Here is a 13,993-nt window from a genome sequence, read left to right as displayed (position 1 = left end):
GGCCGGCACCGTCGCGAGCGCCGCCCACCCGGCGAGCGCGTCCCGCGGCGCACCGGCCGGCGGGAGCCCGAGCGCGACGCGCACCTCGAGGCTCGCGGTCTCGACGAGCACGAGCGCGAGGATCGCGTCCAGGCCGACGACCGCGCCGAGCTGCGCGGCGAGGAGCAGCGCGGGGCGCCGCGGGCTCGCAGCCCCCTCCATCTCATCCCTCCGGTCCGCTCGAGTGCCCTTCCAGGGTGCCGAACGCCAGGCATGCGCCATGCCGGATTCACGTGCTCCTGAGCCGATGCTCAGTGCTCCGCGCAAGAGCGTTGCGCGCGGCCGCACGCTTCGCCATGGCACCGCGAACGGGCAGGAAAGGGCGGGCCGAACGCAAGATACGTGCGCAGACGCGCCCATACGCTGGAATCGCGCACCGCTGGTGCGCCAGACGCCCGGATCCGAGCGCGTCACGCCCCGCTATCCGCCCTCCGGGAGGCTCCCATGACGATGACCCAGGCCACCGCCGCCGACCTCCGCCAGCACCCCGCCTGGCTCCGCATCAAGGCTGCCGCGACGGCGCTGCAGCCGCTGCAGGCCAAGAACGGGGCGATCGAGGAGAGCGCCCACCACGACGCCGCCCGCGCCCACGTCGCCGAGCTCGCCGAGGGCATCCGCGACATCGCCCCCGAGTTCCCGCACGACGCCGAGTACCTCGAGCAGGCCGCGCTCGACTTCGAGCGGTGGGCCGCCTCGGGGTTCGGCGAGCCCGACTTCTTCGACGCGCTCGTGCGCTTCCAGCCCCAGGAGCACCGGGTCGACGGGCTGCGGCACCTCGTCGTCTTCCCGATGTACACGCAGAACGGCTCGCCCGACCGCAGGGTCGAGGCCGTGCTCGTCGAAGTCATCTGGCCCGACTTCATCGCCGAGCTCGAGGCGGGCGACTACGCGAACGGGCTCTTCGTGCCGCTGCGCTTCATCGACTTCACCGCCGGCTACGACACCAACTCGGCCGTGCTCTTCCCCGAGACCGTCGCGATGCGCGAGATCCCGCCGTTCACCTGGGGCGCGATCTTCCAGGACCGCGAGGCCGCCCGCTTCCGCCGCGTCGTCGAGGCCGCGTGCGATGTCACGAAGCTCGAGCTGCCCGCCGACGCCGCGGAGATGCTCGCCGACCAGGCGCTCGCCGAGCGCACGTTCGTGATGTGGGACCTCATCCACGACCGCACCCACATGCGCGGCGACCTGCCGTTCGACCCGTTCATGATCAAGCAGCGCATGCCGTTCTTCCTCTACTCGCTCGAGGAGCTGCGCTGCGACCTCACCGCCTTCCGCGAGGCGGTCGCGATCGAGCGCCGCATCGCCGCCGACGAGTTCGCGACGGAGGCGGACCTCGACCTCGCGAAGCACGCGAAGCTCGTGCAGTACGCGGTCATCTTCGACCGCATCTTCCGCTTCGCGATCACCGGCTCGCGCGTGCGCAACTACGACGGCCTCGGAGGCCAGCTGCTCTTCGCGTGGCTGCACCAGCACCGCGTGCTGCACTGGACCGACACGCAGCTCGCGTTCGACTGGGACGAGGTGCCCGACGTCGTCAACAAGCTCGGCGAGGCGATCGAGCTCCTCTACTGGAAGTCGATCGACCGGCCGAAGGTCGCACACTGGCTCGCCGCCTACGAGCTCGTCTCCTCCGTCGTCGAGCCGCACCCCGCATCCGCGTGGAAGGCCGGCGACCTGCCGCTCGACGGCACGCCCCGGCAGCTGACCGACCTCGTGCTCGACGACGAGTTCCCGCTCTCGATGTTCTACGAGGCGTTCGAGAAGAAGATGCGCGACGTCATCGCGTCGACGAAGGGCATCACCGGCGAGACGGTGTAGCGCGCTCGTCGCGCGCCGACGGGTGCGCTCCCGCCGACGGGGTGCTGGTCAGCCAGCACCCCGTCGGCCGTTCTGCACCCGTCGGCACGGCCTGACGAGCGCGACCCGGCGCGCGCGGAATGCCCGGGCGGCCGCGGGGGTTGGCTCGAGGACACGCTTCACGAGGAGGACGGCATGGCGAAGATCACGGTGCTCGGCGCGACGGGGTTCGCGGGCGGATGGATCGCGAAGGAGGCCGCCGCGCGCGGGCACGAGCTGACCCTCGTCTCGCGCTCGACCCCGACCGACGCCCCCGAGGGCGCACGCGTCATCCGCGGCTCCGTGCTCGACGGCGACGTGCTCGCCCAGGCGCTCGACGGCGCCGAGGTCGTCGTCGGCGCGCTCTCGCCGCGCGGCGACATGGAGGGCAGGGTCGCGGATGCGTACGCCGACATCGCGTCGCGGGTCGCGGAGACCGGTGCTCGGTTCCTCATCGTCGGCGGCTTCGGCTCGCTGAAGAACGCCGAGGGCGAGCGCATCGTGAAGACCGACGCGTTCGCGCCCGAGTACAAGCCCGAGGCGCTCGAGCTCTTCTCGGCGTTCGAGCGCGTCTCGGCCATGGACGGCGTCGACTGGACCTACATCTCCCCCGCCGGCACGTTCGGCAGCTTCGTGCCCGACCAGACCCGCCGCGGCGAGTACCGCACGGGCGGTGACGAGGCGTTCTTCGACGCGGACGGCTCGTCGACGATCTCGGGCCCCGACTTCGCGCTCGCGGTGGTCGACGAGATCGAGGCGGGCGCCCACCGCCGCGAGCACATCTCCTTCGCGTACTGAGCAGCGGCCGCAGCACCTGACAAGCGTGCTTGACAGTTAAGCACGCTTGTTAGTACAGTCTCCTTGACACTCACCCGTGCTCGAGCAGAGGAGACCCCGTGACCGACACCCGCGCATCCGCACCCCGCAGCAGCATCGGCCGCTCGCGCTTCGGCGGCGGCGGCGCGACGCTCATCATCGCCTCGCTGCTGCTCGGCCTCGCCGTCTCGAGCGCGATGGGCGGTCTCTACGCGTGGCTCGGCGACACGGGCGACGCATGGCTGCGGTTCTCGATCCTCGCCTTCGTGACGCTGCCCGTCACCGCGTCGCTCGGCTGGGTGCTGCTCGTCGACCGCTCCTCGGTGAAGGATGCGGTCGAGCGGCCCGAGGACTCGGTCGAGTCGCGCTGGTTCGCGAAGGCCGCGGAGGGCACCATGATCGACGCGTTCGTCGTCATCGGCATCGGCGCCGCGGTCTTCTCGTTCGCCGAGATCGAGCTGCCGGTCGGCCTGGTGCTCGTCGCGATCGACGTGCTGCTGCTGCTCGACCTCGGCATCCGCTACCTCGTCGCGAAGCTGCGGAGCGCGTGATGCGCAACGCCCTCCCCGAGCGGCGCGCGGCGCTCGGTTGGTCGCAGCAGCGGCTCGCCGACGAGCTGGGCGTGTCGCGGCAGACCGTCATCTCGATCGAGAAGGGCCGCTTCGACCCGTCGCTGCCCGTCGCGTTCCGGCTCGCGGCGGTCTTCGGCTGCCGCATCGAAGATCTCTTCACGCCCGACGACGCATGAGCGGCGGCGCGTAGCCTGGCCCCGTGCCGACGACCGCCGACGAGCAGGCCCCCGCCGCGCCGAGCCGCGGCGACCGCGCCGGGAGCGTCGTGCTGCTGCTCCTGCCGCTGCTCGCCGCGTACCCCGCGCTCGTGGCGATGGGCGTCGCGTGGTTCATCGCGCAGGGCCGCGACGGCTGGTGGCTCATGCGGAGCTGGTCGGAGCTCCTCGTGTGGCAGCTGCCCCTCGCGCTCTGGATCTGCACGCTCGTCGCGGTCATCGTGCTCGTCGTGCGCCGACGACCGGCCTTCCGGGCCGCGGCGATCGGGGTCGCCGCCATCGGCGCCTCGATGGCCATCGGCCTCGCGCTGCCGCTCCTGCTCCCCGCCTGATCCCGCGGCGGCTCGCCCCTGTCGCGCGCGCCGGTGCGGGGCTACCCTCCCCGCATGGGCCTCGCGCACCGGCTGCCCCCGTCCGAGCAGAAGCGCGAGACGGTGCTCGGCATGCTGCCCGTGCTGACGAGCCCGGTCCTCCTCAACCTGCCGTCGTTCATGCTGCAGGGCGTCGGGCCCGTCACGGCGACGAGCGCGTGCCCGCCGGCAGCGAGCGCGTGCCATCCGCGCTACGCCGAGCGGGTGCTCGCCGTCATCGACGTGCTGCAGGCGCTCGCCCCGCTGCTCGTGCTCGTGACGATCGCCGCGACGCTGGCGCTCACGGCGCTAGCCCGCCGCTCGTTCCCCGTCTCGCTCATCGGCATGGCGCTCGCCGCGACGGCCGCGTTCGCGCACATCGAGCTCGCGATGGTGAACGCCGAGCGGTAGCGCGGCAGACTGTCCGCATGCGCATCCTCCTCGCCGGCGCGACCAGCGCGCTCGGGCACGCCACCGCATCCGCCCTGCTCGCCGCAGGGCACCACGTCATCGCGGTCGGCTCGAACGCCGATCGCCTCGGGCTCGTGGATGCGTCGGAGCGCTTCGAGTGCGACCTGGCCGACTTCGAGGCGGTCACCGCGCTCGCCGCCGAGGTCGGCGAGCTCGACGGGCTCGTGCACCTCGTGGGCGGCTGGCGTGGGGGCGGCGGGCTCGCCGGCCAGTCCGACGTCGACTGGGCGTGGCTCGAGCGGCGCGTGGTCGGCACCCTGCGCAACACGACGCGCGCGTTCGCCGGCGCGATCGGGCGGTCGGATGCGGGGGTCATCGCGATCATCTCGTCGACCGGCGTCGAGCGCCCCACGGCGGGCAACGCGAACTACGTCGCGCTCAAGGCGGCGGCCGAGGCCTGGCTCGCGGCGGTGGGCCACGAGCTGCGGAACACGCCCGCGCGCACCGTCGCGAAGCGGGTGAAGGCGCTCGTCTCGGACGCCGATCGGGCGGCGCAGCCCGACCGCGACTTCGCCGGCCACACCGACGTGCGCGAGCTCGCGGCCGAGCTCGCAGCCGAGTTCGCGCCCTCGCCCAGCTTCGACTGACCTCTCGACGTCGCGGGTGGTCAGCCGCGGCGTACGGGATCGCGCCCTACCACCGGCGGCGCCCCGGGCTCAGGCGTCGGTGCGCGTCAGGCGGAAGACGGGGATGAGACGGTCCGTCTTCCGCTGGTAGTCGGCGTAGGGCGGGTAGGCGGCGACCGCGCGCTCCCACCACGCGTCGCGCTCGGGACCCGGCTCGAGCTCGGTCGCGAGGTAGTCGTGGCGCTCGGGCCCGTCCTGCAGCTCGACGTGCGGCTCGCGCTTGAGGTTCCAGTACCAGACCGGGTGCTTCGGGGCGCCGCCCATCGACGCGATCACCGCGTACTCGCCCTCGTGCTCGACGCGCATGAGCGCGGTCTTGCGCAGCTTGCCGCTCTTCGCGCCGACGCTCGTCAGCACGATGATCGGCATGCCCCGCAGCGTGTTCGCCTCGGCGCCGCCCGACGCCTCGAACCGCTCGGCCTGCTCGCGCGCCCAGTCGGACGTGCTCGGCGCGTACTCCCCCTGCAGCGGCATGGTGCTCCTTCGCTTCGTGTGACGGACGACAACAGGGCCGCGCCGCCTGCCATTCCCGGAGGATGGCGGATGCGGCGCGGCCCTGGGCGCGCGGGGTCAGGCCGAGTGCACGAGCTCCTTGTCCTTCACGCGGAGGCGCTCGCCGAAGAACCCGCCGGCGGCGGTGATGAGCGAGACCACCGCGAGGATGACCACGGCCGGCCACGAGACGGCCTCCTCGTTCAGGCTGATGAGCCAGGTGGCGACGAAGGGCAGGAAGCCCGAGAGCGCGCCGGCGATGTTGTAGCCGAGCGAGACGCCGCTGTAGCGCAGCTCCGGCGGGAACAGCTCGGTGAGCAGCGCGCCGGTGACGGCGTAGGTCACGGTGAGCAGGGCGATGCCGGCGGTGACCGCGAACGTGATGGCGAGCGGCGAGCCGGTGTCGATGAGCCAGAACAGCGGCGCAGCGGCGGCGGCGGTCGCGACGCCGCCCCAGAAGGTGACGCGGCCGGGACCCACGCGCTCGGCGAGCCGACCGCAGAGCAGGATGACGATGATCTGGGCGACGGCGGCGATGAGCGTCGCGTTCACCACGACCTGGCGGTCGACGCCGAGCGTGTTCGCGGCGTAGCTCACGACGAACGTGTTCATCACGTAGAACCCGCCGACGCCCAGGAAGGCGGCGGCCACCGCGATGATCAGCCGGCCCCATGCCTTGGTGAACACCTGGAGCGCCGGCACCTTGGCGCGCTGGTCGAGGCGCACGAGGTCCTCGAAGATCGGCGACTCCTCGACCTTCAGCCGGATCCAGAGCGCGATGCCGAGCAGCGGGAAGGCGGCGAGGAACGGCAGGCGCCAGGCCCACGCGTCGAACTCCGACGGCGGGAACAGCAGCACGAGGGCGATCGCGCCGGACGACATGAGCGTGCCGACCGGCGAGCCGACCTGCACGAGCGCCGCGTACCGGGCGCGCTGCTTGACCGGCGCGTGCTCGATCGCGATCGTCGTTGCACCGCCCCACTCGCCGCCGACCGCGAGGCCCTGCAGCAGGCGCAGCGCGACGAGCAGCACCGGCGCCATGAGGCCGATGTCGGCGTAGGTCGGGAGGAGGCCGATGACCCCGGTCGCGACACCGATGAGCACGATCGTGAGGATGAGCGTGGGCCGCCGGCCGACGCGGTCGCCGAGCACGCCGAAGAAGAAGGCGCCGATCGGGCGCGCGGCGAAGCCGACGCCGAACGTCGCGAGCGACGCGAGCACTGCGGCGGTCGGGTCGAGCTCGGTGAAGAACAGCCGGTTGAAGACCAGCGCGGCGGCCGTGCCGAAGAGGAAGTAGTCGTACCACTCGAGCGCCGTGCCGACGAAGGCGGCGCTCGCGATGCGGCGCACGTCCTTGGGGCTCACCACGATCTCGCCGTCCGGGGGCGAGGTCGCCGCGTTCGCTGCCTGGTTCATGGGAGCTCTCCTCTTCGAGACCGGCGGCCGGAGCCGAGCCGTGAGACGGTGCGGGACGGCATCGGGCGGGCCGGGCCCCCGACGCCGGGCGCCGTCGAGGGATCGGCGGCGTCCTGCCATCGTGGCGGAGCCGTTTGCACATGCTCAATGGCACCGCGACGCAGATTTCGCCCGTCGGTTTGTGCGGATGCCCAGCCAGACCCCGGCGGACGGCCTCAGCCGGCGGGCGGACCGGCCGCGAGCAGCACGATCGCGAGCGCCGCTTCGACGGGCAGCTGCACGTCGAGGCCGGTGCGCTCGCGGAACGTCGCGAGGCGGTTGAGCACGGTGTTCCGATGGCAGAAGACGCGCTTCGACGCCGCGTGCACCGATCCGGTCTCGAGGTACGCCCGCACGGTCGCGACGACCGCCTCCCGCTGGTAGTCGGTGAGCTCCCCGAGCGGCGCGAGCGCGTGCTCCCGGTATCCCGGCACGAGCTCGGCCAGCCGGCCGGCCGCGAGCGACGGCCACAGCTCCTCGACCCCGACGAGCCGGTCGGGCGTGGGCGTCGACCCGAGGAGCGCGAGCGCTGCGCGCGCGCCGCGGGCGACGGCGAGGAGCCCCTCGAGCCGCTCGAGGTGCACACCGGGCAGCTGCGCGAGCTGCTCCGGGAGCCGCTCGTGCGGTGCGCGCACCCAGAAGAGGCAGTAGGCGTCGCCGTGGCTGTGCCCGAACACGGCGCCCGCGGCGAGCGCCGCCGCGGCGGCCTCCTGCGCGCGCTCGAGCCGGTCGATCGGCACGGCGATGAGGTCGAACTCCGCATCGGCTGCGACACCGAGGCCCTGGGCGATCGCGTCGATCGACGTCGCCCGCGGCAGGTCGCCGCTCAGCAGCCGCGACACGTGGCGCTCGGTCGCGAGCCGGGCGTCGCGCTGCATCGCCGCCGTCTCGCGCAGGAACGACTGCTGCACCTCGTCGACGTACTGCTCCACCACCGTGAGCACCCACTCGACCCGGTCGACGAGCACCGCGCGCTGCTCCTCGCCGGCGAGCCGCTGCAGCCAGCGCCACAGGACGCGGAAGTCGAGCCGCACCGCCTCGAGCAGCCGGTCGAGCGGTACGCCCTGCCGCGCGCGCCGCACGCCGAGCGTGGCCGCGAGCACCGCCTCGTCGGCGGTGGGCGTGCGCCCCGCGAGGCGCGCGACGAGCATCCTGAGCGTCGCATCCGCCGTGTCGCGCAGGTCCCGCTCCGGCACGGCCTCGCGGTCGTAGAGCACCCGCTCGTCGAACGCGCGCACGAAGTCCTCGACGATGCCGGGCATCTCCGCCTCGAGCCCGGCGACGAGCGCCTGCCACTCGGGCGACGACGGCCGCTCCCCGCCCTCGTGCGCCGGCGCATCCATCACCATGCGGCCTGACTTCCCCCTCACCCCTGTGCGCGTGCACAGCCCAGCGGCCCGATCCCGTGCCGTGCCTCCATTGTCGCTGTAACGATGCCCAGGTTGGATGGGCTGGACGGCAGCAGCGGGAGGCAGCGTGCGCATCGACGCGATCATCGACAACGCCCGGGTGCTCACCGGCGACCCGCGGAGGCCGCTGGCGAGCAGGATCGGCATCTGGCAGGGCCGCGTGGTCGGCCTCGACGAGGAGCTCGACGGCGCGCGGCCGGATCGCCGCTTCGACGCCGAGGGCGGCGTGCTGCTGCCCGGCTTCAACGACGCGCACGCGCACAGCGTGTGGTTCGGGCAGACGCTCGCCGAGCTCGACCTGTCGGCCGCGCGCACGCCCGCCGACGTCGACCGGCTCATCGCCGAGCGCGCCGGGAATCTCGAGGGCGACGCGTGGGTCGTCGCCGCCGGCTTCAACCCGCTCGGCATGTCGGGCCCCCTCGACCGCGACGCCCTCGACCGCGCCGCGGGCGGGCGCCCCGTGTGGATCAAGCACACGTCGGGGCACGCCGCGACCCTCAATGGCGTCGGCCTCGCCCGCATCGGCGTCGGCGACGAGCCGCGCCCCGACCCCGACGGCGGGGTCATCGTGCGCGACGACCGCGGGCGCCCGACGGGCCTCCTCGAGGAGAACGCGATGCGCCTCGTGCAGGACGTGCTGCTGCCCGACCCGCTCACCGCGATCGAGGATGCGCTGGGCCGCGCGACCGCGCAGTACGCGCGGGAGGGCATCACCTCGGTGACCGACGCCGGCATCGCGGGCGGCTGGATCGGGCACAGCCCGCGGGAGTTCGCGGCCTACCAGCGCGCGCGGGACCGTGGGCTGCTGCGCACCCGCATGCAGGCCATGGTCACCCTCGACGCGCTCGCCGACCTCGACGGGCACGTCGACGACCCGCGCGCGATCGGGCTCACCGCCGGGATCCGCAGCGGCATCGGCGACGACCGGCTGCAGGTGGGCCCCGTCAAGGTGTTCACGGACGGGTCGCTGCTCGGCTCGACCGCGGCGATGAGCGAGGACTACGCACACGACCACGGCAACCACGGCTACCTGCAGGGCGATCCAAAGGAGATGCGGGCCCGCGTGCTCGCGGCGGCCGCGGGCGACTGGGCGCTCGCGCTCCACGCGATCGGCGACGCGGCGGTCGACTTCGCGCTCGACCTCATCGACGAGGCGCAGCGGCTCTACGGCCGCGGACCGCTGCCGAGCCGCATCGAGCACGGCGGCGTCGTGCGCCCCGACCAGCTCGACCGCATGGCGCGGCTCGGCGTCGCGCTCGTGCCGCAGCCCCGCTTCATCGCGGAGTTCGGCGACGGCATGGCGGCGAAGCTCGGCGCCGAGCGCACGCACCGCTCCTACCCCGCAGCGAGCGTCCTGCGGGCCGGCGCTGTGCTCGCGGGCAGCTCCGACCGCCCCGTGGCGCCTGGCGAGCCGCTGCGCATCGTGCAGTCGTTCGTCGAGCGGCGCACCGAGAGCGGCGCGCCCTACGGACCGGATGAGCGGCTGACGGTCGAGCAGGCACTGCGCGCGTGCACCGCCGGCGCCGCGCAGGCGACGGGCTGGGGCGGCCGCAAGGGCGTGCTCGCGCGCGGCATGCTCGCCGACATCGTCGCGCTCGGCGACGACCCCCGCGCCGTCCCCACCGACCGGATCGGCCAGATCGACGTCGTCGCGACGCTCGTCGGCGGCGAAGCCGTCCACGGCGCGCTCGCGGAGCGCTGACCCGACGATGAGCGACCACGACCGCCGCGCCCCCGCGGCAGAGAACCAAGGAGCGACCATGCGCACCGAGACCGACGAGCCCGGCTTCCTCGACGACTTCGCCACCATGTCGAGCTTCGGGGCGACGCCCGGCGGCGGCGTCGAGCGGCAGGCCGGCACGCCGGCCGACCACGAGACGCGCGCGTGGTTCCGCGCCTGGCTCGAGCGCGCCGGCTTCGCCGTGCGGCACGACGCGATCTCGAACCAGTTCGGCCTGCTCGAGCTCGTGCCGGGCGCGCCGTACGTGCTCGTCGGCTCCCACCTCGACTCCCAGCCCCTCGCCGGCCGCTTCGACGGCGCCTACGGCGTGCTCGCCGCCGCGCACGCCGCTCGCGAGGTCGCGCGCCGCGTGCGCGAGGGAGCGCTGCAGCCGGCGTGCAACCTCGCGGTCGTCAACTGGTTCAACGAGGAGGGCAGCCGGTTCGCGCCGAGCATGATGGGCAGCTCGGTGCTCACCGGCAAGCTCGCGCTCGAGACCGCGCTCGCGACCGCCGACCGCGCCGGCACCACGGTCGCCGAGGCGATCGGCGAGCCGGGCGACGCCCTCGACCTCACCCCGCCGCCCGTCGCCGCGTATGCGGAGATCCACATCGAGCAGGGCCGGGGGCTCGAGGAGTCGGGCACGACCATCGGGCTCGTCGACCGCACGTGGGCCGCGAGCAAGTACCGCATCGCCGTGCACGGTGAGCAGAGCCACACGGGCTCGACGATCATGGCCGACCGGAAGGATGCGCTCTACGGCGCCGCGCTCGTGATCGTCGCCGCGCGCGAGCTCACCGAGGAGCTGCCCGAGGGGATGCTGCACTCGTCGGTCTCCGAGCTCGAGCTCGCGCCGAACTCCCCTGTCACGGTCGCGCGGCTCGTCGAGATCAACCTCGACCTCCGCTCGCCCGACGAGGCGGTGCTCGCTCGCGCGAACGAGCTGCTCGAGGAGCGCCTCGCAGCGATCGAGGAGCGCGCGCGCGTGCGCATCGACCGCCGCCTGACGCACGAGTGGGGCCTGCTCGCCTACCAGCCGGAGGGCGTCGAACTCGCCCGCTCGGCGGCGGCCGGTCTCGGTCTCTCGCACCGGCCCACGATGACGGTCGCGGGGCACGACTCCACGAACATGAAGGATGTCGCGCCGACGGTCATGCTGTTCGTCCCGAGCATCGAGGGCATCTCCCACAACGAGGGCGAGCGCACGAGCGACGACGACAGCCTCGCGGGCGTCGCGCTGCTCACCGAGGTGCTCTCGCGGCTCGTCGCGGGCGAGCTGGGCAGCGAGGCCGCCTTCACACCCGGCGCCTGACGCGTCGAGCGGCGGGCCCTCGCCGCACCTCCTGCGCTGATCTCAACCGGCCTATTGGTCGGCGGAGGAGATTATCGCCGTGCCGAACCAATAGGCCGGTTGAGATCGCAGGCGCGGGGCCTACAGCCGCCCGACCCGCGTGACCCGCACGACCGCGCGGCCCTCCTCGGCCGACGCCGCGAGGTCGATCGTCGCCCAGATGCGCCAGTCGTGGTCGCCCGCCGGGTCGGCGAGGATCTGCTGCGCCTGCCACTCGTGCGGCCCCTCCTCGAGCTCGAGCATGCGGGGGCTCCGGGCATCCGCCCCCGTGCCGATCGACGGGTGCTCGTCGTAGTACGCGTCGAGCGCGTCGCCCCACGCATCCGCGTCGAAGCCGGCCCACGCATCCAGCTCTCCCAGCTCCTCGTGCTTGTCGAGCGCCGCGAGCTGCACGCGCCGGAAGAGCTCGTTGCGCACGAGCACCCGGAACGCGCGCGGGTTCGCGACGACGGACGGCGGCGGCGGGGGCGCGATCGGCGCCTCGCCCGGCTCGGTCGGGTGCAGGAGCTGCTCCCACTCGTCGAGCAGGCTCGAGTCGACCTGCCGCACGACGGAGCCCAGCCACTCGATGAGGTCGAGCAGCTCGTCGCCCTTCGCCTCGGCGGGCACCGTCTGGCGGATCGCCCGGTACGCGTCCGAGAGGTAGCGCAGCACGAGCCCCTCCGAGCGCGAGAGCCCGTAGTGCTGCACGTAGTCGGCGAACGTCATCGCCCGCTCCCACATGTCGCGCACGACCGACTTCGGCGACAGCTCGAAGTCGCGCACCCACGGCTGCGACGAGGCGAAGACCGCGAGCGCCTCGGTCAGCAGCTCCTCGAGCGGCTTGGGGTGCGTGACGTCCTCGAGCAGCTCCATGCGCTGCTCGTAGTCGATGCCCTCCGCCTTCATCGCCGCGACCGCCTCGCCGCGCGCGAGGAACTGCTGCTGCGACAGGATCGGCCGCGGGTCGTCGAGCGTCGCCTCGATCACCGAGATCACGTCGAGCGGATGCGTCGGGTCTTCGGGATCGAGCATGTCGATGACGGCGAGCGCGAACGGCGAGAGCGGCTGGTTGAGCGCGAAGTTCGGCTGCAGGTCGACGGTGAGGCGGATGCGCGGAGGCGCGCCCGGATCGTCGGGGTCGGGATGCTGCTCCACGACGCCGGCGGTGCGGAGCGTCCGGTAGATCGCGAGTGCGCGCCGCTCGAGCTCGAGCTGCCGGGCGCGCGGCTCGTGCGAGGACTCGATGAGCTCGCGCACCTCGGCGAACGCGTCGCCGCCGCGGCCGATGATGTTGAGGAGCATCGAGTGGCTCACCTGCAGCTGCGACTGCAGCGGCTCGGGCTCGGCGTCGATGAGCTTCTCGAACGACGGCTTCCCCCACGAGACGAAGCCGTCGGGCGCCTTCTTGCGCACGAGCTTGCGGCGCTGCTTCGGGTCGTCGCCGGCCTTCGCGAGCATCTTCGCGTTCTCGGCCTCGTGCTCCGGCGCCTGGGCGACGACCGTGCCGGCGGTGTCGAAGCCCGCCCGGCCCGCCCGCCCCGCGACCTGGTGGAACTCGCGCGCCGTGAGATGGCGCATCCGCTGCCCGTCGAACTTCGTGAGCCCCGTGAGCAGCACGGTGCGGATGGGCACGTTGATGCCGACGCCGAGCGTGTCGGTGCCGCAGATGACGCGCAGCAGCCCCTGCTGCGCGAGCTGCTCGACGAGGCGGCGGTACTTCGGCAGCAGGCCCGCGTGGTGCACGCCGATGCCCTGCCGCACGAGCCGCGAAAGGGTCTGGCCGCAGCGGGTCGTGAAGCGGAAGTCGCCGATCGCGGCGGCGATCTCGTCGCGCTGCTCGCGGGTGGTGATCTTCGCGGACGTGAGCGCCTGCGCCCGCTCGAGGGCGGCGGCCTGCGAGAAGTGCACGATGTAGACGGGGGCGCGCTGGGTCGCGAGCAGCTCCTCGATCGTCTCGTGCACGGGCGTCATCGCGTACTCGAACGTCAGCGGCACGGGGCGCTCGACGCCCGTGACCTGCGCGGTCTCGCGGCCGGTGCGGCGGCTGAGGTCGTCGGCGATGCGCGTGACGTCGCCGAGCGTCGCCGACATGAGCAGGAACTGCGCCCGCGGGAGCGTGAGCAGCGGCACCTGCCACGCCCAGCCGCGCTGCGGGTCGGCGTAGAAGTGGAACTCGTCCATCACGACCTGGCCGACATCGGTCGCGTCGCCGTTGCGGAGGGCGAGGTTCGCGAGGATCTCGGCGGTGCAGCAGATGATCGGCGCGTCGGCGTTGACGGATGAGTCGCCCGTCACCATGCCGACGTGCTCGGCTCCGAAGATGTCGACGAGGGCGAAGAACTTCTCGCTCACGAGCGCCTTGATCGGCGCGGTGTAGAAGGAGCGCTGCCCCTGGGCGAGCGCGGCGAAGTGCGCGCCGATCGCGACGAGCGACTTGCCGGTGCCCGTGGGCGTCGAGAGGATCACGTTCGAGCCGCTCACGATCTCGATGAGCGCCTCCTCCTGCGCCGGGTAGAGCGGCAGCCCGCGCTCGGCAGACCAGGCGGCGAACGCCTCGAAGGCGGCGTCGGGATCCCAGGGCGAGGGGGCGTGGTCGAGGAGGGGCATCGACTCGATCCTCCCGCACATCGCTCAGCGCCGCCCGGCCGGCGGCGAGTGC

The 13,993-nt window shown here is 73.2% G+C and carries 14 protein-coding genes; 9 read left to right on the top strand and 5 right to left on the bottom strand.

Features of this window, described 5'->3' with window-relative positions; translation table 11 throughout:
- On the bottom strand, positions 1–201 hold a 201-nt coding region (locus tag NWP09_RS02545), incomplete at its 3' end, for a hypothetical protein (RefSeq protein WP_258273974.1).
- 282 nt (positions 202–483) lie between these two features.
- Between NWP09_RS02545 and NWP09_RS02540 the strand changes: the two genes are divergently transcribed.
- From NWP09_RS02540 to NWP09_RS02510, 7 genes are all read left to right on the top strand, one after another.
- Positions 484–1,857 (top strand): DUF6421 family protein, encoded by a 1,374-nt coding sequence (locus NWP09_RS02540; RefSeq protein WP_258273973.1) that lies wholly within the window; start codon positions 484–486, stop codon positions 1,855–1,857.
- A 174-nt stretch (positions 1,858–2,031) separates the two neighbouring features.
- Positions 2,032–2,673, top strand: coding sequence for an NAD(P)-dependent oxidoreductase (locus NWP09_RS02535; protein ID WP_258273972.1), 642 nt, complete (start codon positions 2,032–2,034; stop codon positions 2,671–2,673).
- Positions 2,674–2,771: 98 nt separating this feature from the next.
- Complete coding sequence (locus NWP09_RS02530; protein WP_258273971.1) at positions 2,772–3,242, top strand: hypothetical protein; 471 nt, start codon at positions 2,772–2,774, stop codon at positions 3,240–3,242.
- Positions 3,242–3,439, top strand: a complete 198-nt coding sequence (locus tag NWP09_RS02525; protein WP_258273970.1) for a helix-turn-helix transcriptional regulator — start codon at positions 3,242–3,244, stop codon at positions 3,437–3,439. The genes NWP09_RS02530 and NWP09_RS02525 overlap by 1 nt, the downstream gene beginning before the upstream one ends.
- 23 nt (positions 3,440–3,462) lie before the next feature.
- Positions 3,463–3,810 (top strand): hypothetical protein, encoded by a 348-nt coding sequence (locus NWP09_RS02520; protein ID WP_258273969.1) that lies wholly within the window; start codon positions 3,463–3,465, stop codon positions 3,808–3,810.
- A gap of 54 nt (positions 3,811–3,864) precedes the next feature.
- Positions 3,865–4,239 carry a hypothetical protein gene (locus NWP09_RS02515; RefSeq protein WP_258273968.1) on the top strand — a complete coding sequence of 125 codons (375 nt, stop codon included), beginning with the start codon at positions 3,865–3,867 and terminating at the stop codon, positions 4,237–4,239.
- 17 nt (positions 4,240–4,256) lie between these two features.
- Positions 4,257–4,886 (top strand): SDR family oxidoreductase, encoded by a 630-nt coding sequence (locus tag NWP09_RS02510; RefSeq protein WP_258273967.1) that lies wholly within the window; start codon positions 4,257–4,259, stop codon positions 4,884–4,886.
- 69 nt (positions 4,887–4,955) lie between these two features.
- Here the strand turns inward: NWP09_RS02510 and NWP09_RS02505 are convergent, their stop codons facing one another.
- The 3 genes from NWP09_RS02505 to NWP09_RS02495 form a co-directional block, all read right to left on the bottom strand.
- Positions 4,956–5,399: a nitroreductase family deazaflavin-dependent oxidoreductase gene (locus NWP09_RS02505; protein ID WP_258273966.1), complete on the bottom strand. Its 444-nt coding sequence runs from the start codon at positions 5,397–5,399 to the stop codon at positions 4,956–4,958.
- A 96-nt stretch (positions 5,400–5,495) separates the two neighbouring features.
- Positions 5,496–6,833, bottom strand: coding sequence for an MFS transporter (locus NWP09_RS02500; RefSeq protein WP_258273965.1), 1,338 nt, complete (start codon positions 6,831–6,833; stop codon positions 5,496–5,498).
- Positions 6,834–7,048: 215 nt separating this feature from the next.
- Complete coding sequence (locus tag NWP09_RS02495) at positions 7,049–8,242, bottom strand: helix-turn-helix domain-containing protein (protein WP_258273964.1); 1,194 nt, start codon at positions 8,240–8,242, stop codon at positions 7,049–7,051.
- A gap of 76 nt (positions 8,243–8,318) precedes the next feature.
- Between NWP09_RS02495 and NWP09_RS02490 the strand changes: the two genes are divergently transcribed.
- Positions 8,319–9,983, top strand: coding sequence for an amidohydrolase (locus NWP09_RS02490; protein WP_258273963.1), 1,665 nt, complete (start codon positions 8,319–8,321; stop codon positions 9,981–9,983).
- Between the two features lie 58 nt (positions 9,984–10,041).
- The gene (locus NWP09_RS02485; protein ID WP_258273962.1) at positions 10,042–11,313 is read left to right on the top strand and encodes a M20 family metallo-hydrolase; all 1,272 of its coding nucleotides are present in this window, start codon (positions 10,042–10,044) and stop codon (positions 11,311–11,313) included.
- 120 nt (positions 11,314–11,433) lie between these two features.
- Here NWP09_RS02485 and NWP09_RS02480 read toward each other — a convergent pair whose 3' ends face one another.
- Positions 11,434–13,941, bottom strand: a complete 2,508-nt coding sequence (locus NWP09_RS02480) for an RNA helicase (protein WP_258273961.1) — start codon at positions 13,939–13,941, stop codon at positions 11,434–11,436.
- Positions 13,942–13,993: the final 52 nt, after the last annotated feature.

Origin of the sequence: Agrococcus sp. HG114 (assembly GCF_024723325.1) — a bacterium.
Lineage (GTDB): Bacteria > Actinomycetota > Actinomycetes > Actinomycetales > Microbacteriaceae > Agrococcus.
This window is presented reverse-complemented; position numbering and strand designations above follow the sequence as displayed.

Bases quoted from the DNA above. Each gene is read 5' to 3' on its own strand.
- NWP09_RS02540 (WP_258273973.1), top strand. From the start codon at position 484: ATGACGATGACCCAGGCCACCGCCGCCGACCTCCGCCAGCACCCCGCC.
- NWP09_RS02535 (WP_258273972.1), top strand. From the start codon at position 2,032: ATGGCGAAGATCACGGTGCTCGGCGCGACGGGGTTCGCGGGCGGATGG.
- NWP09_RS02525 (WP_258273970.1), top strand. From the start codon at position 3,242: ATGCGCAACGCCCTCCCCGAGCGGCGCGCGGCGCTCGGTTGGTCGCAG.
- NWP09_RS02515 (WP_258273968.1), top strand. From the start codon at position 3,865: ATGGGCCTCGCGCACCGGCTGCCCCCGTCCGAGCAGAAGCGCGAGACG.
- NWP09_RS02510 (WP_258273967.1), top strand. From the start codon at position 4,257: ATGCGCATCCTCCTCGCCGGCGCGACCAGCGCGCTCGGGCACGCCACC.
- NWP09_RS02505 (WP_258273966.1), bottom strand. From the start codon at position 5,399: ATGCCGCTGCAGGGGGAGTACGCGCCGAGCACGTCCGACTGGGCGCGC.
- NWP09_RS02500 (WP_258273965.1), bottom strand. From the start codon at position 6,833: ATGAACCAGGCAGCGAACGCGGCGACCTCGCCCCCGGACGGCGAGATC.
- NWP09_RS02490 (WP_258273963.1), top strand. From the start codon at position 8,319: ATGGGCTGGACGGCAGCAGCGGGAGGCAGCGTGCGCATCGACGCGATC.
- NWP09_RS02485 (WP_258273962.1), top strand. From the start codon at position 10,042: ATGCGCACCGAGACCGACGAGCCCGGCTTCCTCGACGACTTCGCCACC.
- NWP09_RS02480 (WP_258273961.1), bottom strand. From the start codon at position 13,941: ATGCCCCTCCTCGACCACGCCCCCTCGCCCTGGGATCCCGACGCCGCC.